Origin of the sequence: Veillonella sp. AF36-20BH, assembly GCF_003602765.1 — a bacterium.
GTDB classification, from domain to species: Bacteria; Bacillota; Negativicutes; order Veillonellales; family Veillonellaceae; genus Veillonella; species Veillonella hominis.
The window spans coordinates 1-24,334 of the sequence record NZ_QTLR01000013.1 but is presented as its reverse complement, the minus strand read 5'-3'; the positions used below and the strand labels follow the sequence as shown (position 1 = coordinate 24,334).

Annotated in this window: 17 protein-coding genes; 15 read left to right on the top strand and 2 right to left on the bottom strand. The window is 40.5% G+C overall.

The genetic code is table 11. The features are described from left to right. Window positions 1–387 precede the first annotated feature (387 nt). The 8 genes from DW000_RS09675 to rplL all read left to right on the top strand — a co-directional run bounded on the left by DW000_RS09675 (window position 388) and on the right by rplL (window position 6,292). Window positions 388–2,625, top strand: coding sequence for a nitric-oxide reductase large subunit (locus tag DW000_RS09675; RefSeq protein ID WP_004693527.1), 2,238 nt, complete (start codon window positions 388–390; stop codon window positions 2,623–2,625). Between the two features lie 270 nt (window positions 2,626–2,895). Next, window positions 2,896–3,045: a 50S ribosomal protein L33 gene (gene rpmG / locus DW000_RS09670; RefSeq protein WP_004693530.1), complete on the top strand. Its 150-nt coding sequence runs from the start codon at window positions 2,896–2,898 to the stop codon at window positions 3,043–3,045. A gap of 43 nt (window positions 3,046–3,088) precedes the next feature. Further along, entirely contained in the window at window positions 3,089–3,310 is a 222-nt protein-coding gene (secE, locus tag DW000_RS09665; RefSeq protein WP_004693531.1) for a preprotein translocase subunit SecE, read from the top strand. Window positions 3,311–3,322: 12 nt separating this feature from the next. Beyond that, entirely contained in the window at window positions 3,323–3,859 is a 537-nt protein-coding gene (gene nusG, locus DW000_RS09660; protein WP_008602485.1) for a transcription termination/antitermination protein NusG, read from the top strand. Between the two features lie 109 nt (window positions 3,860–3,968). After that, on the top strand, window positions 3,969–4,394 hold the full coding sequence (gene rplK, locus DW000_RS09655; protein ID WP_004693535.1) for a 50S ribosomal protein L11: 426 nt from the start codon (window positions 3,969–3,971) through the stop codon (window positions 4,392–4,394). A gap of 76 nt (window positions 4,395–4,470) precedes the next feature. Then, window positions 4,471–5,181, top strand: a complete 711-nt coding sequence (rplA, locus tag DW000_RS09650; RefSeq protein ID WP_004693536.1) for a 50S ribosomal protein L1 — start codon at window positions 4,471–4,473, stop codon at window positions 5,179–5,181. 174 nt (window positions 5,182–5,355) lie between these two features. Next, entirely contained in the window at window positions 5,356–5,853 is a 498-nt protein-coding gene (gene rplJ / locus DW000_RS09645) for a 50S ribosomal protein L10 (RefSeq protein WP_118091681.1), read from the top strand. Window positions 5,854–5,923: 70 nt separating this feature from the next. After that, window positions 5,924–6,292: a 50S ribosomal protein L7/L12 gene (gene rplL, locus DW000_RS09640; protein ID WP_004693540.1), complete on the top strand. Its 369-nt coding sequence runs from the start codon at window positions 5,924–5,926 to the stop codon at window positions 6,290–6,292. A gap of 42 nt (window positions 6,293–6,334) precedes the next feature. On the opposite strand, the gene DW000_RS09635 is transcribed toward rplL, so the two are convergent. Continuing rightward, the gene (locus DW000_RS09635; RefSeq protein WP_120056244.1) at window positions 6,335–7,975 is read right to left on the bottom strand and encodes a glycosyltransferase family 39 protein; all 1,641 of its coding nucleotides are present in this window, start codon (window positions 7,973–7,975) and stop codon (window positions 6,335–6,337) included. Between the two features lie 306 nt (window positions 7,976–8,281). Between DW000_RS09635 and DW000_RS09630 the strand changes: the two genes are divergently transcribed. The 3 genes from DW000_RS09630 (at window position 8,282) to rpoC (ending at window position 18,420) form a co-directional block, all read left to right on the top strand. After that, a complete protein-coding gene (locus tag DW000_RS09630; RefSeq protein WP_120056242.1) occupies window positions 8,282–9,697 on the top strand; it encodes an aspartate ammonia-lyase in 1,416 nt (471 codons plus the stop codon). Window positions 9,698–10,027: 330 nt separating this feature from the next. Beyond that, the gene (gene rpoB / locus DW000_RS09625; protein ID WP_060919552.1) at window positions 10,028–14,188 is read left to right on the top strand and encodes a DNA-directed RNA polymerase subunit beta; all 4,161 of its coding nucleotides are present in this window, start codon (window positions 10,028–10,030) and stop codon (window positions 14,186–14,188) included. A gap of 29 nt (window positions 14,189–14,217) precedes the next feature. Next, the gene (gene rpoC, locus DW000_RS09620; protein ID WP_120056240.1) at window positions 14,218–18,420 is read left to right on the top strand and encodes a DNA-directed RNA polymerase subunit beta'; all 4,203 of its coding nucleotides are present in this window, start codon (window positions 14,218–14,220) and stop codon (window positions 18,418–18,420) included. Between the two features lie 124 nt (window positions 18,421–18,544). Here rpoC and DW000_RS09615 read toward each other — a convergent pair whose 3' ends face one another. After that, on the bottom strand, window positions 18,545–20,566 hold the full coding sequence (locus tag DW000_RS09615; protein WP_120056238.1) for a BCCT family transporter: 2,022 nt from the start codon (window positions 20,564–20,566) through the stop codon (window positions 18,545–18,547). A 355-nt stretch (window positions 20,567–20,921) separates the two neighbouring features. Between DW000_RS09615 and DW000_RS09610 the strand changes: the two genes are divergently transcribed. From DW000_RS09610 to fusA, 4 genes are all read left to right on the top strand, one after another. Continuing rightward, window positions 20,922–21,167: a ribosomal L7Ae/L30e/S12e/Gadd45 family protein gene (locus DW000_RS09610; protein ID WP_120056236.1), complete on the top strand. Its 246-nt coding sequence runs from the start codon at window positions 20,922–20,924 to the stop codon at window positions 21,165–21,167. Window positions 21,168–21,243: 76 nt separating this feature from the next. Next, window positions 21,244–21,618 (top strand): 30S ribosomal protein S12, encoded by a 375-nt coding sequence (rpsL, locus tag DW000_RS09605; protein ID WP_004693554.1) that lies wholly within the window; start codon window positions 21,244–21,246, stop codon window positions 21,616–21,618. 52 nt (window positions 21,619–21,670) lie between these two features. Then, a complete protein-coding gene (rpsG, locus tag DW000_RS09600; RefSeq protein ID WP_004693556.1) occupies window positions 21,671–22,141 on the top strand; it encodes a 30S ribosomal protein S7 in 471 nt (156 codons plus the stop codon). A gap of 15 nt (window positions 22,142–22,156) precedes the next feature. After that, window positions 22,157–24,232, top strand: coding sequence for an elongation factor G (fusA, locus tag DW000_RS09595; RefSeq protein ID WP_120056234.1), 2,076 nt, complete (start codon window positions 22,157–22,159; stop codon window positions 24,230–24,232). Window positions 24,233–24,334 lie beyond the last annotated feature (102 nt).

The window sequence follows — 24,334 nt, the reverse complement described above, 5'->3', positions numbered from 1 at the left end:
CGAAGGTGGCCATACAGTAGGCGCTGGCGTAGTAACAGAAATCGAAGGTTAATACAAGTTTATAGCTCAATGTATCGATACATTAGCTATATAATTGAATTTTAGACTCAATAAAAGGGACCCAATGGGTCCCTTTTATTTTGTATATATTGATGATTAAGAGTATAGAATTGAATCGCTAATATATTGAAACAATGATGATTTTGTAAGGTGATATATACGTTGTATTCAGGCTTCAAAGGATAATCATACTATTGATACAAATTGAGAAGAAATTTTAATATATTGTAACCTTAGATACAACTTTATTTATAAAATTAGTGTATATTATATATGAGGAGAGCATAGGCTCTCTTTTTGTGCTTTTATAGAAAAGGAGGTAATGTGATGGGCGAATACAAAAAGTATTGGATAGCCGTAGTAGCAGTTCTTATTATTGGATTCTCTATTCTTGGCTATTTGGGTACTGATGTATATCATCAAGCGCCACCGGTACCAACCGCGTATGTATCTCAAGATGGACAGGTTTTGTTCACTAAGGATGATATCTTACATGGTCAATCGGCTTGGCAATCTACAGGTGGTCAATCTGTAGGGACCGTACTAGGTCATGGCGCATATCAAGCCCCGGACTGGACAGCTGATTGGTTGCACAAAGAAGTGTCCGTAATGCTTGATATCAAGTCTCAAGAAGCTTTTGGTGTTCTTTATGAACAGTTAGGTGATGTGCAGAAAGCGGCTGTTAAAGAAGCAGTTAAAGCAGAGTACTTTAACAGTGCTGTTCGTGAAGATGGAACTGTTGTGCTTTCACCGGAACGTATTACAGCGATGAATTTAACCGGACAATATTTTATTGAACTGTATGGTGATAACCCTAAATTGTCCGAAACACGCGATCATTTTGCGATGAAAGACAATACGTTGCCAGAATTAAAAGATCGTATTGATATGGCACGATTCTTCTTCTGGACTACGTGGATGGCATCGACTCAACGCCCTGGTACAGATGCAACATACACCAACAATTGGCCTCACGAGCCATTGTTAGATCATAATCCAACACCGGAAAGCGTAGCTTGGTCTGTTGTGAGTGTTATTATTTTACTTTGTGGTATTGGTATTGTCGTATGGATGTGGGCATTCGGTCGCAAACAAGATGAACATGAATTAACACCACCTGCGGAAGATCCAATTTCCAAATTGCATCTCACACCATCTCAACGGTCTTTAGGAAAATATTTATTTACGATTTTGGCATTATTTTTACTCCAACTTGGTATGGGTGGTATCATTGCGCACTACACCGTAGAAGGACAGGCTTTCTATGGCATTCCATTGGCGCAGTATTTCCCATATTCTATTGCTCGTACTTGGCATATTCAAGCATCCTTGTTCTGGATTGCGATGGCATTCTTGAGTGCCGGTTTATTCTTGGCGCCGATTATTAATGGCGGTAAAGATCCTAAGTTCCAAAAATTGGGCGTGGATATTTTGTTCTGGGCACTCGTTGTGTTGGTAGTGGGTTCCTTTACAGGTACATATTTAGGTGTTGCTCATGAGATTCCGGCGTCTCTAAACTTCTACTTGGGTCACCAAGGATATGAGTTTATCGAGTTGGGGCGCGTATGGCAATGGATTGAATATATCGGCATTCTATTTTGGCTTGTACTCATGGTGCGCAGCATCATTGGTGCTTTCAAAAATAAAGGGGATAAAAACCTTATTGCTGCCTTTATTTTCTCCGTTGTGATGGTCGGTATTTTCTATGGACCAGGTCTTTTCTACGGAGAACACAGCCACTTGGCAATCATGGAATACTGGCGCTGGTGGGTTATTCACCTTTGGGTAGAAGGATTCTTTGAAGTATTCTCTACTACGTTGATGGCCTTTATTTTCGTAACACTTGGTCTCGTATCTTACCGTGCAGGTACCATAGCAGCGATTTCGTCCGGTGCCATTTACCTTATCGGCGGTATCCCTGGTACATTCCATCATCTTTATTTCACCGGTGTTACATCGACTATCGTGGCCACAGGGGCATCGTTCTCCGCGTTGGAAGTAGTGCCTCTTGTACTCTTGGGATATGAAGCGTTTGAAAATTATACACGCCTTCATAGTGCTCCTTGGATGCATCGACTAAAATGGCCTGTATACTGCTTCATTGCCGTATCCTTCTGGAACTTGGTGGGTGCAGGCATCTTCGGCTTCTTAATTAATATGCCGGTTTCCTTGTTCTATATTCAAGGTCTAAATACGACAGCTGTTCATGCTCATACGGCGTTGTTCGGCGTATACGGGTTCTTGAGTTTAGGCTTTGTATTCCTCATCGCTCGTTATATTCGACCTGAAGTGGAATTTAACGACAAGTTGATGAAATTCGGTTTCTGGGCATTGAATTGGGGCCTTGCGTTAATGGTTCTTATCAGTCTATTGCCAATTGGCTTGATTCAAAGTTGGGCAAGTGTTACACAAGGCTTATGGCTCGCTCGCAGTGAAGACTTTATGCAACAACCATTGTTACAAAATTTGCGTTGGCTTCGCATGGTTGGCGATACCATCATGATATTGGGGGCATTGGCCTTCTTCTGGCAAATCGTGAAAGTAACTTTCACAAAGAAACAGTAATAAACGAAGCAATAATAGTAAATATGTAATTATAATATTAAATATAATATATATAAGCTAACTATAAGCTAATATGACATGGCGTTCTTTGGGTAGACAAGGGGCGCCATTGTCTGTTATACTATCCATGTCAGGCATACGTGCCTGGCTTTTTTGAGTTGCTTAATTTCTTGACATCGCTTGCTACGTATGATATAGTTTTTTAGTATGTAGTCGAGCGTTTTCGAGTACAAGAGACAGATTAGTAAATATAAAGCGAGGTGTATCCGGATGCGTAATGCCATTACTTTAGCTTGCACAGATTGCAAACAACGCAACTATCAAACGAACAAGAATAAAAAGAACAATCCTGATCGTATTGAAATGATGAAATATTGCAAATTCTGCGGTAAACATACATTACACCGTGAAACAAAATAATTCTTATCATTCATTACCTGTTGATTTGAGGATGTGAAACACAATGGCAAAGTCTAACTCAGCAGTGCAGCAGCGTGGTGGATTTGGAAAATTCTTCCGCGGTGTGAAAGCTGAACTAAAAAAAGTAGTCTGGCCAACAAAAAAAGAGCTTATCAATTACACAATAGTAGTATTCTTAGTGACCATATTCATCGCTTTGATTATTTCTGTGCTTGATGGACTCTTTGCCCAACTTTTTAATACGTTGTTGCACTTTGTTGGATAAGGGGGCCATTACATGGAAGCAGATAAGAAGTGGTATGTAATTCATACCTATTCAGGCTACGAAAATAAAGTAAAAACCACTCTTGAACTTAAAGTTCAATCTATGGGGCTACAAGATGTGATCAGCCGAATTTTGGTGCCTCTTGAAGACGAAATAGATGAAAAAGATGGGGTTAAAAAAGTAGTAAAACGTAAGATATTTCCTGGGTATGTATTGGTGGAAATGGAAGTTAATGACCGTTCTTGGTATGTTGTACGCAACACGCCAGGTGTAACAGGTTTCGTTGGCTCTGCTACAAAACCAGTTCCACTTTCTGATTCCGAAGTAGAACATATACTTAAGTCTCAGGGCTTGGATAAGAAACCAACCATTAACGTTGATGTAGAAGTTGGTGAAACGGTTCGCATTACGTCCGGTGCCTTTGAAGATAAACTAGGTGTTATTACCGAACTTAACCCTGATAAAGGAACATTGAAACTTAGCGTAGAAATGTTCAATCGAGATACCGAGGTAGAGTTAGAGTTCTCTCAAGTTGAGAAAGCTCTTTAATATATAAATATAATAATATAACTCTAAAAAGAGCAATCGATTTTGGTTGCCAGTGGGAGGATATATATCCGTTACCACCACAGTATAAGCATAGGAGGTTTAATTACCCATGGCTAAGAAATTAGTTAAACAAGTAAAACTACAAATTGAAGCCGCTAAAGCTACTCCAGCACCACCAGTTGGTCCTGCACTAGGTCAAGCAGGTGTTAACATCGTTGCTTTCACAAAAGAATTCAACGAACGTACTGCTAAACAAGCTGGCTTAATTATTCCAGTAGTTATTAACGTATATGAAGATCGTAGCTTCGACTTCATCACTAAGACTCCACCAGCTGCAGTATTGTTGAAAAAAGCTGCAGGTATTCCAAAAGGTTCTGGTGTGCCTAACCGTGATAAAGTAGCAAAAGTAGGTCGCGATAAAGTTCGTGAAATTGCTGAATTGAAAATGCCTGACTTGAATGCTAATACCGTAGAACAAGGTATGCGCATGGTGGAAGGTACTGCTCGCAGCATGGGCATTGAAATCGTTGACTAATAAGCGTACGACTTGCGCATAAGGCGCAAATCGGTGGGAGGGAATTCCCGTTTGACCACATAAGGAGGATATTATAATGGCAAAAGTAGGTAAGAAATACGCTGAAGCAGTAAAACTTATTGAAGCTGGTAAATTCTACGAACCAGTAGAAGCAATTGAGTTGGTTAAGAAAACTGCAACTGCAAATTTCGATGAAACAGTTGAAATTGCTTTCAACTTGAATGTCGACCCTAAATACGCTGATCAACAAGTTCGTGGTGCAGTAGTATTGCCTCATGGTACTGGCAAAACTAAACGCGTTCTTGTATTCGCAAAAGGCGACAATATTAAGGCAGCTGAAGAAGCTGGTGCAGATTTTGTAGGTTCTGAAGAGTTAGTAGCTAAAATCCAAGGTGGTTGGAGCGACTTCGACGTAGTAGTTGCTACACCAGACATGATGGGTCAAGTTGGCCGTCTTGGTAAAATTTTGGGTCCTAAAGGCTTGATGCCAAACCCTAAAGTTGGTACAGTAACTCCAGACGTTGCTCGTGCAGTAAACGAAATCAAAGCTGGTAAAATCGAATACCGTACTGATAAAGCAGGTATTATCTCTTGCTCTATCGGTAAAGCATCTTTCGATGAAGAAAAATTACTTGACAACTACCGTACAATCGTTGATACTATTATCAAGGCTAAACCTGTAGCAGCTAAAGGTCAATACATTAAATCTGTAACCTTGTCCGCTACAATGGGCCCTGGTGTACCTTTGAATGTGTTCAAATTGAGCACTGTTTCCAAAGAGCAATAATTAAATATGTCTCTTAGCTGTAGACGGCTGGTATGTATAATGGATGAAAATCCGCCCGCTGAGGCTGACACTAGAACAATCTAGGACTAGTTCGACCTCATCGCGTGCGATGGGGTCGTTTTTTACGCTAAGATAGTACATAGAGCACCAAAAAATCTACAAGGAGGTAATCTAATGGCTGTCACTGAACAAAAGAAAGCAATCGTTGCTCAAATGAAAGAAACTCTTTCTGAAGCAAAAGGCGCTGTATTGATTGGTTACTCTGGTTTGACTGTTGCGCAAGCAACTGATCTTCGCCGCAAAATGTTGGCTGAAGGTGTTGAATACAAAGTAATCAAAAATACTTTGACTCGTATTGCTGCAAATGAATTGAATCTTGAAGGTTTCGCTGAGCATTTAGAAGGTCCAACTGCATTGGCTACTTCTAAAGAAGATGCTGTTGCACCTGCTCGTGTAATCGAACAATTCATCAAAACTACTGAGAAAGAAGTTGTAACAGTTAAAGCTGGTATCGTTGAAGGCGAAGTTATGGACGCTGCAGGCGTTAAAGCAATTGCATCTCTTCCAAACCGCGAAGGTATGCTTTCCATGTTGCTTTCCGTATTGCAAGCACCTGTTCGCAACGTTGCATACGCTGTCAAAGCTGTTGCAGAAGCTCAACCTGCAGAATAATATTTTTTGCAAAGTATTCGTTGGCCGCTTGAGGCTGGCACTATAAACTAATTTATGGAGGAAATCTAAAATGGCATTGAACATTGAAAACATCGTTGCTGAATTGAAAGAAGCAACAATCCTTGAACTTAATGATCTTGTAAAAGCAATCGAAGAAGAATTTGGCGTAACTGCAGCAGCTCCTGTAGCTGTAGCAGCTGCTGGTGGTGCTGAAGGCGGCGCTGCTAAAGATTCCTTCGACGTAATCTTGAAAGATGCTGGCGCATCTAAAATCAACGTAATCAAAGTTGTTCGTGAAGCAACTGGTCTTGGCTTGAAAGAAGCTAAAGCTATCGTTGACGGCGCTCCTGCACCTGTAAAAGAAGGCGTAGCTGCTGAAGCTGCTGAAGCTTTGAAAGCTCAATTGGAAGAAGCTGGCGCATCCGTAGAATTGAAATAATTCTGGACATATTAAAGGCGTACCCTATGGGTACGCCTTTTTTTATTGAAGCTTATAAATTGATGCGAGTTTTGTTTTGTTGACTAATTTTGCCTCTGGATACGATAATGCATTAGAAAAGTCTTTGTCATATTTTTTCGGAACGATGACATAGGCACCACGATTATTTGATACATCTTTTAGAAATGTTTCTTTAGTTATGGTAGGCATTAATGTTTTGCCTTCGGTCCATATAGAATCATCAGTTGTATCTACGAAAACTTGGGTAGGTGTAGTGTCCATGTAATATACAATGGAAGTATAGTAACTGCCATATACATATATTGGTTTTGATGTATCTTCGATGAACGTTCTAAACTGTAAACCAGATTGATTAAATAATATTGGTGGTACTGTAATTGTAATAGCTGAGTATAAAGTAATTAGTGGAACTAAAGCATATATTGCTAGTTTGAAAAATGATGTTATGTAGTATCGACCGATTAAAATCATACATACTATAATAAAGGAACCTACGATTAACGGTTTACTATCAAGACTTTTATCAAAAGCTGTAGCAAATGTAAAAATCATGTAGTAAATACCTAGTGGTAGGGTAATTAAATAATTAAACTTTTTGAATGATTGAGTAAATTCACCGGTTTCTTTGTCAGTAACTAATTCACAAATTTTTACAGCCGCCCATATTATACAAGGAATAATGGCAGGTAATGTGTAGGTTAGATACTTTGTAGCTACTAGAGAGTAGAATAGAACTATAACTATAAACCATATAATACCTAATAGATCAAAATCATCTTTCCAGTTAAGATCTTTTAAATGATAGACTATTACAGGTGTCCATGGTAATAGTGAAAGGGGCACAATTAATAGATAGTAATACCATACATTAAATTTAGGATGTTCAGATATAAGAGCTCGATCTACATTGTGTAGACCTAAGAATCCGGAAATAAACTGCTCACCGTGAATGGAATACATAGCAATATACCAAGGGCTAGCTATCGCTATAAAGCCTAATAGTCCTAAGGGATTAAATAGTAATTTTATATCCTTTGAAAGTTGATAGCTTTTATCCTTTCTATGGATTGCGTGGTGTGCACATATATAAATAAGTAATATCAGTCCAGGTAAAATAATGCCTATAGGTCCTTTGGTAATCACGGCTAAGGCAGCAGCAATGTAAGCTTTCACCATAGCTGACCTGTCATTATTGGTAAAAGCTAAATAGCTATATCCAAATATAGCTAGGGTGAAGAGAAATAGAAATCCATCGGTTATAACTGCATGAGATATATACCAAAACTGTAGTGTACTCATTAATAAAATCGCACAGAGTATACCGGCAAAGGTACTTTTAGATATGCGGTAAGTTATATGATACATTAGGGCCACGCTAGCTCCCGCAACAAGTGTATTCGGTATACGAGATGTAAAGTCTGATATACCAAAAAGTTTGTACGTAATCATAAGTGCCCAATAGGTGAGCGGTGGTTTATCATACCATACGTGATCATATATCATGGGGGATATCCATGAGTTGTGTTTTAGCATGGTGATGGCGGAGAGAACATAGTTGGACTCCACCGGATCAGTGATTGGCAAATAGGCATTATAAAAGCCGTAGCATAAAACGGTTAATAAAAAGAGCGCACCTATGCGCAGCATGTGATTGTTAATCATAGTTACTCCTTACTTATATAGTTTATATTATTGTACTATAGGGCGTGTAATATTTAAACTAATCAAAGATAAAAATAGAGCCTTTATAAATATGGAGATAATATGGAGATAATATGGAGATAATATGGAGATAGTTACAAAAAAAATAATTATTTATGAAATAATATATTGTATAGAATATTGTTTATTCGGAATACATGAAATGACTTTTATGTATACAAAATACATGCTATAATGAGCGCATAAGATAAAACCGTTTCATTAAACTATCATCTAATATATGAAATAGTGGAAAGAGGATCTATTATGAGAAAAGAACATGATTTCCTAGGTGAATTAGAAGTAGCGGATGAGTTATATTATGGTGTGCAAACGATTCGTGCCTTAGAAAACTTCCATATTACAGGGAAACATTTAGACCAAGATTTTATTAAAGCTCTAGCGATGGTAAAAAAAGCATCTGCTTTAGCTAATATGAAAACAGGTCGTCTCAATGTATCTATCGGTAAAGCGATTGTTCAAGCAGCTGATGAAGTTATTGCAGGTGAATTTGCTGACCAATTTCCAGTTGATCCAATTCAAGGTGGTGCTGGCACTTCTGTGAATATGAATATGAACGAAGTGTTGGCAAATCGTGCTTGTGAAATTTTAGGTCATCCAAAAGGTAGCTATGATATTGTAAGCCCTAACAATCACTGTAACATGGCACAATCTACAAATGACGCTTTCCCAACAGCGATTAAAGTTTGTGCAATTTTGAAATCTAAACCGTTACTTGAAGCTTTGCAACGTCTTGTTGATGAGCTTGAGAAAAAGGCTGATGAATATAGTGAAATTTTAAAAATGGGGCGTACTCATTTACAAGATGCGGTGCCTATTACATTGGGACAAGAGATGGGCGCTTATGCATCTGGTATTCGTCGTGGAATTAAACGTATTAAATCTGCCGTTGAAGGTGCACATGTAATCAACATGGGTGCCACTGCAGTTGGTACAGGCCTTAATGCTGAACCTAATTATATTCATGATGTAGCTTATGAACTTAGTGAAGTAGTAGGCGAACCGTTCTACACCGCGGAGAACTTAATCGATGCCACAAACAATACAGACGTATTTGCTGATATCTCTAGCGGTTTGAAGGTAACTGCACTTGTGTTGATTAAGATGGCAAATGATTTTCGCTTAATGGCATCTGGACCTCGCTGTGGCATTGGTGAATTAAAATTGCCTGCCCGTCAACCAGGCTCCTCTATCATGCCAGGAAAAGTAAATCCTGTTATTGCTGAAGTATTGAATCAAGTGTGTTACCAAGTTATCGGTAATGACCTTACTATTACATTAGCTGTAGAAAATGGTCAATTCGAGTTAAATGTTATGGAACCTGTATTGGCATACAACTTGTTCAATAACCTTTGCTACCTCAAAAACGGTGTAAATACATTCGTTGATAAATTGCTTGTTGATCTTGAAGTAGACCGTGAACAATGCGAGTACTGGTTGAATCGTTCCGTTGGTATCGTAACAGCATTGTTGCCACATCTTGGCTATGAAACAGCTTCTGCATTGGCGAAAGAAGCGTATGAAACAGGTCGAGCTATTCGCGATATCATCTTGGATCAAGGTTTATTGACTGAGGATGAAATTAATCATATTCTTTCTCCTAAAGAAATGACTCGCCCTGGTATCGCTGGTGCGAATCTTTTAAAACAAAAAGGCAACTAATTTATGGTTCTCTTTTGATACATGAATAAAGCATGAAAATAAAAGACTGTCAACCCTTTTGGTTGACAGTCTTTTTTAATACTGATAGAATTATATATTGCAAAAGTAGCGTTTTCTGCTTTTGGATGTAAAAACTATAACACAAATAGTGATGAGGTTTTCTTCCAAGGTTGTGCTTGGTTAATGGGAAGCAAGGTTATTTTAAAAATGAAATGGACCTTGCTTTATTTGACGTTGCCCGAGCAGGAAAACTGAGACCTGTAAGATGTCTTTTTCATGCCGTTATAGAAAATGGTAGACCAGTGTGATTTGATAGGGGTGAAAGCAAATATGTTCAAACCTGAACAGGTAGGCAAACGAACTCGTTATACGTACGCTAAAATTAACGAAGTTATCAAGATGCCGCATTTATTGGACATTCAACGTAAATCGTATGAGTGGTTCTTGGAGAGTGGTTTACAAAATATTTTCAACGATATTTCTCCGATTAAAGACAATTCAGGTAATCTAGTACTTTCTTTTGAAGGTTTCAGCTTAGGTGAACCTAAGTATGATATTAATGAATGTAAAAACCGTGATGCTACTTACGCAGCACCACTTCGTGTAAATATTCGCTTGGTAAATAATGATCCAGAAAATATGGACATTAAAGAACAAGAAGTATTCATGGGCGATTTCCCATTGATGACAGATACAGGTACTTTCATCATCAATGGTGCAGAACGTGTTATCGTATCCCAATTAGTACGTTCTCCAGGCGTTTACTACAATAAAGAAATCGATACAATGGGTAACCGTTTGTATGATTCCACAGTTATTCCTAACCGTGGTGCATGGATTGAACTTGAAACAGATGCTAGTGAAGTGGTAGCTGTTCGTATTGACCGTAACCGTAAATTACCAGCTACTGTATTGGTACGTGCATTAGGTTGGGATACGAATGAAAGTATCCTCGACCTCTTCTGGAATGGTAAAACTGATGAGGATGGTTTACCAGTATATGATGAACGCATCGTTCGTACATTAGAAAAAGATACAACTCAATCTGCTGATGAAGCATTGGTTGAAATCTATAAAAAATTACGTCCAGGTGAGCCTCCTACTGTAGAGTCTGCTCGCAACTTGTTCGATAACTTGTTCTTCGATGCACGCCGTTATGACTTAGCGCGCGTTGGTCGTTATAAATTGAACAAAAAACTTGGCTGGCGCCAACGTATGTTGGGTCAAACATTGGCTCAACCAATTGTAGATCCAGAAACTGGCGAAATTATCCTTGATGCAGGCGTACAAGTTGGGGAAGAACAACTTGATATCGTTGCTAATAGCCATGTTTTCGATGGTGAAGGTTTTGCTGAATTCTATATCGTAAATAATGATGGTGTAGAGTCTAAAGTTATCTGTAATAACTGCAACTTACCATATGATCACCGTACAGTAACACGTGAAGACATGATCGCTAACATTTCTTACTTGCTCAACCTTATGGATGGTGCAGGTCATACAGATGATATCGACCACTTGGGTAACCGTCGCCTTCGTTGCGTAGGCGAATTGTTGCAAAACCAATTCCGTATCGGTTTAACTCGTATGGAACGTGTTGTTCGTGAGCGCATGACCATTCAAGAAACTGAATCCATTACACCTCAAGCGTTGATCAATATTCGCCCTGTAGTGGCAGCTATCAAAGAATTCTTTGGTTCTTCTCAATTGTCTCAGTTCATGGACCAAACAAACCCATTGGCAGAATTGACTCACAAACGTCGTCTTTCTGCCCTTGGCCCTGGCGGCTTGTCTCGTGAGCGTGCAGGTTTCGAAGTTCGTGACGTGCATCATTCTCACTATGGTCGTATGTGTCCTATTGAAACTCCAGAAGGTCCAAACATTGGCTTGATTAACTCCTTGTCCAACTATGCAAAGGTAAACGAATTTGGCTTCATCGAAGCACCATACCGTAAAGTAGAAAAAGTGTATGGTAAAGGCAAGGATGCTGATAAAGTTGTTAAAGTGCGCGTATCTGATAGCGTAGTATACATGACCGCTGATGAAGAAGAAGGCATGACAATTGCCCAAGCAAACTCTCCGCTTGATGCAGAGGGGTACTTCACAACTGAACATGTTGCTTGTCGTCGTGGTCATGATGTATTGGAAGTTACACCAGATAAGGTTGATTATATGGACGTTAGTCCAAAAGAAGTTGTATCTATTGGTACAGCTATGATTCCATTCCTTGAAAATGACGATGCTAACCGTGCCTTGATGGGCGCGAACATGCAACGTCAAGCGGTACCACTTTTGCGCGCTCAAGCACCACTTGTTGGTACAGGTATGGAATATACAGCAGCTACTGACTCTGGTGTTTGCGTATTGGCGCGTGAAGCAGGTAAAGTTGTACGTTGTTGGGGTAATGAAATCCACGTTCTTCGCGATAGCGATGGTCGTGTTGATACATACCATTTGAATAAATTCCTTCGTTCTAATCAATCCACGTGCTTTAACCAAAAACCAATCGTCAATCGTGGGGACCATGTTGTAAAAGGCCAAGTATTGGCTGATGGTCCTGCTACAGATGGCGGCGAATTGGCATTAGGTTATAACGTTCTTGTAGCGTTCATGCCTTGGGAAGGTTATAACTACGAAGATGCTATCTTGCTTAGTGAAGAACTCTGCAAAGAAGATATCTATACATCCATTCATATTGAAGAATACGAATGTGATGCTCGTGATACCAAATTAGGTGCTGAAGAAATTACTCGTGAGTTGCCTAATACAGGTGACGACACACTTAAAAACTTAGACGAAGATGGTATTATCTGCATTGGTGCAGAAGTACATCCTGGCGATATCCTTGTAGGTAAAGCTACACCAAAAGGTGAAACTGAGCTTACTCCAGAAGAACGTTTGTTGCGTGCTATTTTTGGTGACAAAGAACGTGAAGTTCGCGATACTTCTTTGCGCGTGCCTCATGGCGAATCTGGTAAAGTTGTAGATGTAAAAGTCTTCACCCGTGAAAATGGCGACGAATTACAACCAGGCGTAAATAAACTTGTTCGCGTATATATCGCTCAAAAACGTAAGATTCATGAAGGCGATAAAATGGCGGGCCGTCATGGTAACAAAGGTGTCGTTTCTCGCGTTATGAGAAAAGAAGATATGCCATTCCTTCCAGATGGTACTCCAGTACAAATCGTATTGAACCCATTGGGCGTACCTTCTCGTATGAACATCGGTCAGGTTCTTGAAACTCACTTGGGGTGGGCTGTTCAAGGCTTAGGTATGAAAATCAAAGCTACAGACCTTCACATTCAAAACGTGTTGAAAGAAGCCCGTACTGATGCATCTTACTGGGAACAAATCGATGCAATCCGCGACCTTTATGCTCAAATTGAGGTATTGGAAGCGAAAGTTGCGGAAGATGTTACGGTAAATCATTTCGAAGAAAATGAGCAAATCATTGCTTTGAAAACTAAAATTTTAAAACATGTAGAAGCAGCAGCGCAAAAGAAATTGGATGCTATGGGTGGCGAAGCTCGTTACCAAGAGCTTAAAGCTATTGAAGCTAAATACAATGCACTTCATGTAGAATTCTTTGATTCTGAAGAAGAGGCTCCTGAAATGGATCCTGCGCTTGTAGAAGAATTAGAGGCAATTAGCAAAGTCAAGAATACTCTTAACAACATTCACTCTGCTGAAGAAAAACGCGTTGAAATTCGCAAAGAGTTGGAAAGCCTTGGCTATGATTTTGACAAATATGGCATGCCAAAACCAGATGTAGCAGGTATTCATATTGCTACACCTGTATTTGATGGTGCTCACGAAAAGGACGTATTCGAAACATTGGCGATTGCAGGTCGTCCTGATGATGGTAAAACTGTTCTATATGATGGTCGTACTGGTGAACCGATGGATAACCGCGTTACTGTTGGTTACGTTTACATGCTTAAACTCCATCATTTGGTTGATGACAAAATCCATGCTCGTTCTACAGGTCCGTACTCCCTTGTTACACAACAACCTTTGGGCGGTAAAGCTCAGTTCGGTGGCCAACGTTTCGGGGAAATGGAAGTTTGGGCTCTAGAAGCATATGGCGCAGCCTATACCCTTCAAGAGCTATTAACTGTTAAGTCTGACGACGTTGTTGGTCGTGTGAAAGCATACGAAAAAATCGTTAAAGGCGAAAACATCCCTGAACCAGGTGTACCTGAGTCCTTCAAGGTATTGCTTAAAGAACTTCAAAGTATCGGTCTCGATGTAAAAATCTTGAACGAAGATCAAGAAGAAGTTGTTATGAAAGAACTTGAGGACGAAGATGAGGTGGTAGAAACTGGTATTGAAGAAGTTATGGAAGGCAGTGCTGTAGAAACTGATGAAGTAACTGTAGTAGAACCAGAAGTAGAGGAAGAGGAAGACTTACCAGCTGATAATGGCGGTGAAGATGATATCCTTAGCCAATTGGCGTACCCAATGGGCGACTCCTCTAACGATGAAGACTAAAACTATCTATAAGGAAGGGAGCGATAGTAGTGCTAGACGTAAATGAATTCGATTCCATGCGAATCGGTTTAGCCTCTCCAGAGCAGATTTTATCCTGGTCTCATGGGGAAGTTAAGAAACCTGAAACAATTAACTACCGTACGTTGAAGCCAGAACGTGATGGTCTATTCTGTGAACGCATTTTTGGACCAACAAAGGACTGGGAATGTCACTGCGGCAAATATAAACGCATCCGCCATAAGGGCGTAGTCTGCGACAAATGTGGTGTAGAGGTTACCCGTGCGAAAGTACGTCGTGAACGTATGGGCCATATTCAATTGGCTACTCCTGTATCTCACATTTGGTACTTCAAAGGAATCCCATCCCGTATGGGTCTTATCCTTGACATATCACCACGTTCTTTGGAACGCGTATTATACTTTGCTTCCTACATCGTAGTAGATCCAGCTGGCACACCATTGACAAAACGTCAATTGTTGTCCGAGCAAGAATACCGCGAATACGAAGCTCAATTTAATGAAGACGGTTATACTATTGGTGGTAAATCCGTCGTAATCGAAACAGTGGCTCAACGTAATGAACGTTTAGCTATTGTTCGTGAAGCACAACGCAAAGAGCGCTATAATGCGGCTCTTCGTGATGATGCAACAATACCAGAAGCTGATAAGGAATACGAAGAATTAACTCGCGAAGAACGCTATGAGTTAGGCGCTGCTGAAGAGGTTCTCTTCGCATGTATCGACATGGGTGCTGAAGCGGTAAAAGCTCTCTTATCAGAACTTGATCTTGAAGCATTGAATGCCGAATTGCGCGAAGAGTTGAACACTGCTAGTGGTCAACGTAAAATCCGTGCAGTTCGTCGTTTGGAAGTAGTAGAAGCATTCCGTCAATCTGGGAACCGTCCAGAATGGATGATTATGGACATCGTTCCTGTAATCCCACCTGAATTACGTCCTATGGTCCAATTAGATGGTGGCCGTTTTGCTACATCTGACCTCAACGATTTATACCGTCGTGTTATCAACCGTAACAACCGTTTGAAACGTTTACTCGACTTGGGTGCTCCTGATATCATCGTGCGCAACGAAAAACGCATGCTTCAAGAAGCGGTTGATGCATTGATTGATAATGGCCGTCGCGGCCGTCCTGTTACAGGTCCTGGTAACCGCCCATTGAAATCCTTGTCCGACATGCTTAAAGGTAAACAAGGTCGTTTCCGTCAAAACTTGCTCGGTAAACGTGTTGACTACTCCGGTCGTTCCGTAATCGTAGTAGGTCCTGAACTTAAAATGCACCAATGTGGTTTGCCAAAAGAAATGGCATTAGAATTGTTCAAACCATTCGTTATGAAACGTTTGGTAGAACGCGGTCAAGCATCCAACATCAAGGCTGCTAAACGCCAAGTTGAAAGAATTGGCCCTGGCGTGTGGGAATCCTTGGAAGAGGTAATTAAAGAACATCCAGTTCTCTTGAACCGTGCCCCTACATTGCATAGACTTGGTATCCAAGCCTTCGAACCAATCCTTTGGGAAGGTCGTGCTATCAAATTGCATCCATTAGTATGTACAGCCTTCAATGCCGACTTTGACGGTGACCAAATGGCGTGTCACTTACCATTGTCCGTAGAAGCACAAGCGGAAGCTCGTACATTGATGCTTTCTAGCCATAATATTTTGTCCACTAAGGATGGTAAGCCAGTAGCAGTACCTTCTCAAGATATGATCTTAGGTACATACTATCTAACAGTTGTACGCGAAGATACTCGTGATAAAGCAAAAACATTTGCTACCTATGATGAAGTTATGCTTGCCTATGAGTCTCATATCATTGGTTTGCAAGATATTCTTTATATCCGTTTACCTGATCATGGCCGTGTAGAAACAACAGCAGGTCGCTTGATCTTCAACAATGCTTTATTCCCAGAATTGTGGCAATACGAGAAACGTGAAGATGGCACTTACTCTTTAGGTAAGGTTATGGATAAGAAAACAGTTGGTAAATTGGTTGATCAATGTTTCCAATTGTTTGGTAATGAAAAAACAGCAGAACTATTGGACCGCATCAAGTCCTTGGGTTACTCCTTCGCTCGTCGCGCAGGTATGACTGTAGCTATTGCTGATATTAAAGTACCAGAAGTTAAAACTAGCTTGTTAGATACAGCGGAACAAGAGGTAGAAAAAGTATCTCGTATGTACCGCCGTGGTCTTATTACAGAGGAAGAACGTTACCGTAAAACTATCCAATTATGGACAAAGGCAACAGAAGATGTTACCGATGCGATGATGGATAATATGGCGTGCGATAAAGACGGCTTTAACCCTGTTTACATGATGGCTATCTCTGGTGCCCGCGGTAATAAACAACAAATTCGTCAGCTTGCTGGTATGCGTGGTTTGATGGCCGATCCATCTGGTCGTATCATCGACTTACCAATCAAAGCAAACTTTAAAGAAGGTTTGACTGTATTGGATTACTTTACATCCTCTCATGGTGCGCGTAAAGGTTTGGCCGATACAGCGCTTCGTACAGCTGACTCTGGTTACTTGACACGTCGTCTTGTTGACGTATCTCAAGATGTAATCGTTCGTGAGGACGATTGTGACGTTGTAGGTATCGATCTCGTTCGTGAACGTGCTCGTTTGGCTACATCTCCACGTCAAGCATTAGAATTGCTTAAGGATAAACTCATTGGTCGCGTTTTAGATAAAGATGTTGTGAATGCTGAAACAGGGGAACTTGTTGTACCAGCTGAAACTATCTTGGATGAACAATGCTTGGCAGATATTGCTGAAGCTGGTGTTACATCTATCGCATTGCGCGGTGCACATTTGGGCTCTGATAGCGATATTAATCATACTAACTTGGTTCAAAAAATTATTCTTGGTGAAAGCGACGATAGTATTCGTGCAACATTGAAAGAAACTATGGTTCAAAATATGTTGAACAAGGATACTGTACAAGCAATCGTTGACAGCGAAGGGGTAGAAATCTTCCCAGCTGATACACGTCTTACTGAAGAAGGCATCGAAGCTATCCTTAACTCCGATGTAAAAGAAGTACAAGTGCGGAACAATGAAATCCATGGTATTGAAGTGGAAGCTATCGTTGAAGGCACTGGTGTTATCGAGCCATTAAAAGACCGTATCGTAGGTCGTATTGCAGCTGAAGAATTAGTTAACAAAGAAACTGGCGAAGTCATCGTTCCTCTTAATAGTGAAATCACAGAGGCGTTAGCTGATGAAGTTGTAAAACATTATGAAACAGTAAAAATCCGTTCCGTATTGACTTGCCGTAGCCCATATGGTGTATGTCGCAAGTGTTATGGTCGTGATCTAGGAACTGGCAACCAAGTTCAAGTTGGTGAAGCGGTAGGTATCATTGCAGCACAATCCATCGGTGAACCGGGTACTCAGTTGACAATGCGTACATTCCATACTGGTGGTGTCGCAGGTGACGATATTACACAAGGTTTGCCACGTGTCGAAGAATTGTTCGAAGCTCGTAAACCAAAACGTAATGCTATCATTGCCGAAAACGAAGGTACAGTTCGCGTTGTACCTAATGAAGGTAAGAAAGGTACGAACACTATCTTTATCACTGGTGAAGATGGTATTGAACTTGATTACCTCATTCCTTACGGTTCGCGCATTATCGTTAAAGACGGTGACATTGTATCCTTGGGCGCTCGTTTAACAGAAGGTTCCATCAATCCTCATGACATCATGCGCGTCATGGGTACTGAAGCGACTCAACGTTATCTCGTATACGAAGTACAAAAAGTATACAAATCCCAAGGTGTAGAAATTAACGATAAACATATCGAAGTTATCGTTCGTCAAATGCTTCATAAAGTTAAAATTGAAACAGCTGGCGATGCGGATATGCTTCCAGGGGATATGGTGGACGTTAATACCTTTGACGAAGAAAACCGTCGTCTTACCCTCAATGGTCGTGAAAATGCTACAGGCAAACGCACACTATTGGGTATTACGAAAGCCGCTTTGGCAACGGACTCCTTCTTGTCCGCTGCGTCCTTCCAAGAAACAACACGTGTTCTTACCGACGCTGCTATCAAGGGTAAAATCGATCCATTATTGGGCTTGAAAGAAAACGTAATTATCGGTAAGTTGATTCCTGCTGGTACAGGTATGAGTCGTTACCGTAAGATTGAAGTTGTAAAAAATACACCTGAAATCATTGATATTACGGAAGAGGTTATGTCTGAAGATTAATTACTTTGGACCAGCCGTTAAGCTATATTAATTGTATAGACTTGTTGCATAGTTGATATTGTGCGACATAATAAAAAGGGTGCACCTGCGAGGTGCACCCTTTTGTTATAGGTATTATTGGTTTCTATTCAGATGCTTCTTCCGCGTCATGAGCCATGATGTCATAACCGACGTCATCCGATAAAGTAAGATATCGTTCGTACTGTCGAATGATATCGGTAATGATATCCTCCCGTGTCATATACTGCGCATCGTATCCGGCGCGCCCGTCACTGAAATATGTCATAGGAATTGCGTTGGTGCTTTCAGTAATGTGAGGAATGTTAGGATCTTCGATGAGATGATCCGATACCTCTTGCGTAACGAGTTTGATGCCATAGGTAAAGTTGCGCATTGATTCTTTTTCGATGGTTAACTCTACGGAGGCGTCGTTACCATTGAAATGTTTGTCAATTCTCGTAGTTAATCCGTACTCTTCGGTTAATTCTTTATTGAGCTGATACATAGCAGGCAATGCTGTTGTTTTCATAAAGGAAATAACATCTTCCGACTGCGTTTGGTTGAGTATCTTGGCAAGACCTTGTTTCCAGTTCTTGCTGTCCCAGTAGATGGATGTGGTTGAAAGTTTTGTGTTAAAGTATTGCGTATCTGTCAATAATCCTTGCCATAAGCTGTAGCACATGATAACCATCAAGGCTGCAAATGGTAAGGCGAGAATGAGCGTTACCGATTGTAGTACATTAAGCCCACCGATGCTGAGCAAACTGATGGCAAGAAAGGACATTACAGAGCCCCACATCAAGCATTGCCACTTTGGAGATGAAGTGGATTTATCATAGGCCGCAATATTATTTAACACATAAATACCTGAATCGGCAGATGTAATAAAAAATAATGCTAATACGATAATCGATAGAAGACTAGTTAAACCGGATAATGGTAAATATTCAAGGAATGCAAAGAGTAGTTGTTCTGGTTTATCGGTTAATGCACCGAGTGCACCGTTTGCTACTGTTTCATCGATATAAATTGCAGTATTACCAAAGATAGTAAACCAAACGATAGTAAAAACAGTTGGAATAATGAGTACCCCAAAGATGAACTCTCGAATAGTCCTACCTTTTGAAATACGCGCAATGAACATGCCCACAAATGGTGCCCAAGATAACCACCAAGCCCAGAATAGTATGGTCCAGCTGAAGAACCATGGACGGGTTTCTGGTGTATAGATAGATGTATAGAAGCTTTGCCCTAAAATATGTGATAGATAGTATCCAAAGTTTTCTACCATTGTATTTAATAGGAGTAATGTAGGACCTGCACAGAGTACAAAAAGCATTAAGACTAATGCAACAGATATATTAATTTCGCTGAGCAGCTTAACGCCTTTATCAATACCTGTAACAGCAGATAGAACGGCAATAGACATAATGATGATAATGATGACCGTTTGTGCGGAAAAGTCATTAGTGGAGATGATATCAATATATAGGAAACCTGCACCTAGTTGGGCCGCACCAAATCCTAAGGTGGTTACGATACCTAATAAAGTTACACAAAGTGCGATGATATCGATAATGTGCCCTCGTGGGCCATTAATCTTATCCTTCCACAGCGGATAGAAACATGAACGTAGTGATAATGGCAACTTATAGCGAAAACCAAAATACGCTAATGCTAAAGCCATAATTCCGTATACCGTCCATGCATTGATGCCCCAGTGGAAGATGGAGCGGAATAACGCTTCCTTGGCGCTAGGAGCACCATCGACTAAGCCTACAGCGGAGTGATAATGTGAGAGCGGTTCAGCAGTACCGAAGAACATGAGACCTACACCAGTACCTGCCGCAAATAACATGGCGAGCCAAGCTGTATAAGAGAATTCCGCTTCTTCATCGTCGCTACCAAGTTTGATGTCACCTAGCGAACTAAGTGCAAGAAAGATATTGAAGATAAAGAAGAGACTTATGGATAAAACATAAAACCAGCTGAAATCTTCAAATATAATATCACGAATCCCTTGGAGGATCTTTTGAGATATTTGCGGAATCAGAAGGGCACATAAGCTTAGCCCTAAGACGATAGACAAGCTACCTATAATTACAGGGGGATTAAAGTCTGAATAACGTTTAATAAGTTTAATCATATAATCTCCTTTCTTTAGTAACTTATAAATACAAATATTTGTTCTGTATTAATTTATATCATAATAAAATGGTGTTTATATTAATTTTGCATAATTGGTAAAAGAAAAAATAATAGTAAATGCATAGAATGATTATTTATACATAAAAATAATGATATATGAATAAAAAATCATTCTTCGTTTATAATTTTAGATTGAATGAAACACACGGATGGGTGTACACATAAAATACAGCTATAGAGCGGTGTGTGACATTGGAAATTGTTTGACATGGACTGCTGTAATTGATATACTTACATAGTGCCTTAGGCGAGGTATGCCTAATGGGCATAATTTCGTAAGGAGAATTAGTACAATGGACATTGCCCATCTGAAGTCGGTGAACAAAACAATCGGTGCCAAGCAAACGTTGAAACAAATTGCTAAAGGTGCTGTGAAGTACGTGTTCCTGGGTTGTGATAGTGATGAACGTGTGGTACAGCCTTTACGGATTGCTTGTGAAGAACAGGGAATACCTGTGAATGACAAACACACCATGGATGATCTCGGTCGTGCGTGTTGCATTAAGGTGCGGGCCACTGCTGTAGGTGTCCTACGTTAATCTTGGTAATATCCGATGTAACACTTTGTTATGACGGATCAATTATAAATCTCAAATTTGGAAAGGAGGTGCCCAAATGCCAACAATTAATCAGCTAGTACGCAAAGGCCGCATGAGCTTGACAAAAAAATCTACAGCTCCTGCCCTTCAAGAATCTCCACAAAAACGTGGTGTATGTACTCGTGTGTACACAGCTACTCCAAAGAAACCAAACTCCGCGCTTCGTAAAGTTGCCCGTGTACGTTTGACAAACGCTATTGAAGTAACTGCTTACATCCCAGGCATTGGTCACAATTTACAAGAACACAGTGTTGTACTTATCAGAGGCGGTCGTGTAAAAGACCTTCCAGGTGTGCGTTATCACATCGTTCGTGGTGCATTGGATACAGCTGGCGTACAAAATCGTATGCAAAGTCGTTCCAAATACGGCGCGAAAAAAGCTAAAAAATAATTTTAGCTATTAAACGAAATTAACACACATCATTATAAAGGAGGAATTGAACATGCCAAGAAAGGGCCCTGTTCCGAAACGTGATGTACTTCCAGATCCGGTGTACAACAGTAAATTAGTAACACGTTTCATTAACAAAGTTATGTACGATGGTAAAAAAGGCATTGCTGAAACTATCGTATATGATGCATTCGAAATTATTCGTTCCAAAATGGGTCAAGACCCAATGGAAGTTTTTGATCAAGCATTGAAAAATGTTATGCCTGTACTTGAAGTACGTGCTCGCCGTATCGGTGGTGCGAACTATCAAGTGCCAGTTGAAGTTCGTGCTGATCGCCGTCAAACCCTCGGTATTCGTTGGGTTGTAAATTATGCTCGTCTTCGTGGTGAACGCACTATGAAAGAACGTTTGGCAGGCGAATTGATGGACGCTTTCAACAATGCAGGCGCTGCAATCAAGAAAAAAGAAGATACTCATAAAATGGCAGAAGCTAATAAAGCATTTGCTCATTATCGTTGGTAATAAGAGGTGACAACTGTGGCAAGAGAGTTTTCCTTAGCAAAAACTCGTAATATCGGTATCATGGCTCACATCGATGCTGGTAAAACAACAACTACAGAACGTATCCTCTACTATACAGGTATCGTTCACAAGATCGGCGAAGTACATGAAGGCGCTGCTACGATGGACTGGATGGAGCAAGAGCAAGAACGTGGTATCACAATCACTTCTGCTGCAACAACTTGTCAATGGAAAGAACATCGTATCAATATCATCGATACTCCTGGTCACGTTGACTTTACTGTAGAAGTAGAACGTTCTCTACGTGTACTTGACGGTTCTGTTGCGGTGTTCAGTGCTAAAGGTGGCGTTGAACCTCAATCCGAAACAGTATGGCGTCAGGCTTCTAACTACGGCGTACCTCGTATCGCTTATGTAAATAAGATGGATACTGTAGGTGCTGACTTCTTCAACGTAGTTGACATGATGAAAGTTCGTTTGGGTGCAAATTCCGTAGCTATCCAAGTACCAATCGGTGCTGAAGATACTTTCGAAGGCATCATTGACTTGATGACTATGAAAGCGGAAATTTATAAATCCGATGACGGTAAAGAATATGAAATCACTGATATCCCTGCTGAATATCAAGAAGTAGCAGAAGCTCGTCGCGAAATGATGATCGATGCTATCGCTGAAACAGATGATGATATCATGATGAAATATTTGGAAGGCGAAGAAATTTCTGTGGAAGAATTGAAAGCGGCATTGCGTAAAGCTGTTATTGCTAACCAATTATTCCCAGTCCTTTGCGGTTCTTCCTATAAAAATAAAGGTGTTCAAATGTTATTGGATGCTGTTATCGATTACATGCCAGCTCCAATCGATATCCCACCTATTAAGGGTGTTGTTCCTGGTACTGAAGAAGAAACAACTCGTCCTTCTTCCGATGAAGAACCATTCTCTGCATTGGCATTCAAAATCATGGCTGACCCTTATGTTGGTAAATTAGCGTTCTTCCGTGTGTACTCCGGTACATTGGAATCCGGCTCCTACGTTTTCAACTCCACTAAAGGTAAAAAAGAACGTATCGGTCGTATTCTTCAAATGCACGCTAACTCCCGTAAAGAAATCGAACGCGTATATTCTGGTGACATCGCTGCGGCGGTTGGCTTAAAGGATACTACTACAGGCGACACATTATGTGATGAAAAATCTCCTGTAATCCTTGAGTCCATGGAATTCCCTGAACCAGTTATCTCTGTTGCTGTTGAACCTAAAACAAAAGCTGACCAAGAAAAAATGGGCACAGCTCTTGCTCGTTTGGCAGAAGAAGATCCTACTTTCAAAGTTCGTACTGATGAAGAAACAGGTCAAACTATTATCTCCGGTATGGGCGAACTTCACTTGGATATCATCGTTGACCGTATGAACCGTGAATTCAAAGTAGATTGTAACGTAGGTAAACCTCAAGTAGCATACCGCGAAACTATCCGTAAAGCTGTTAAGGCTGAAGGTAAATTCGTACGTCAATCTGGTGGTCGTGGTCAATATGGTCACTGCTGGTTGGAATTGATTCCTCAAGAACCAGGTGCTGGCTTCGAGTTTGAAAACAAGGTTGTAGGTGGTGCGATTCCTCGTGAATACATCGGACCTGTTGAAAGCGGTGTTAAAGAAGCTATGGAATCCGGTGTTATCGCTGGGTACCCTATGGTTGATGTTAAAGTTATCGTATTTGATGGTTCCTACCATGACGTTGACTCCAACGAAATGGCCTTCAAAATTGCTGGTTCTATGGGCTTCAAAGAAGGTGCTCGCAAAGCAGACCCTGCATTGCTTGAACCATACATGGCTGTAGAAGTAGACGTTCCTGAAGAATACATGGGCGACGTTATCGGTGACTTGAACTCTCGTCGTGGTCGCATGGACGGCATGGAAGCTCGTAATGGTTCCCAACATATCAAAGCATATGTTCCATTGAGTGAAATGTTCGGTTACGCAACTGACCTTCGTTCCAAAACGCAAGGCCGTGGTAACTACTCTATGACATTCGATCATTACGAAGAAGTTCCTAAGAAAATTGCTGAAGAAATTCAAGCAAAGAAAAACGGTTAATCTCATATTAGATTAATAGAATTACTATTTTCCTCGGAGGATAATTTAAAATGGCAAAAGAAAAATTTGAACGTACGAAACCGCATGTTAACATCGGTACAA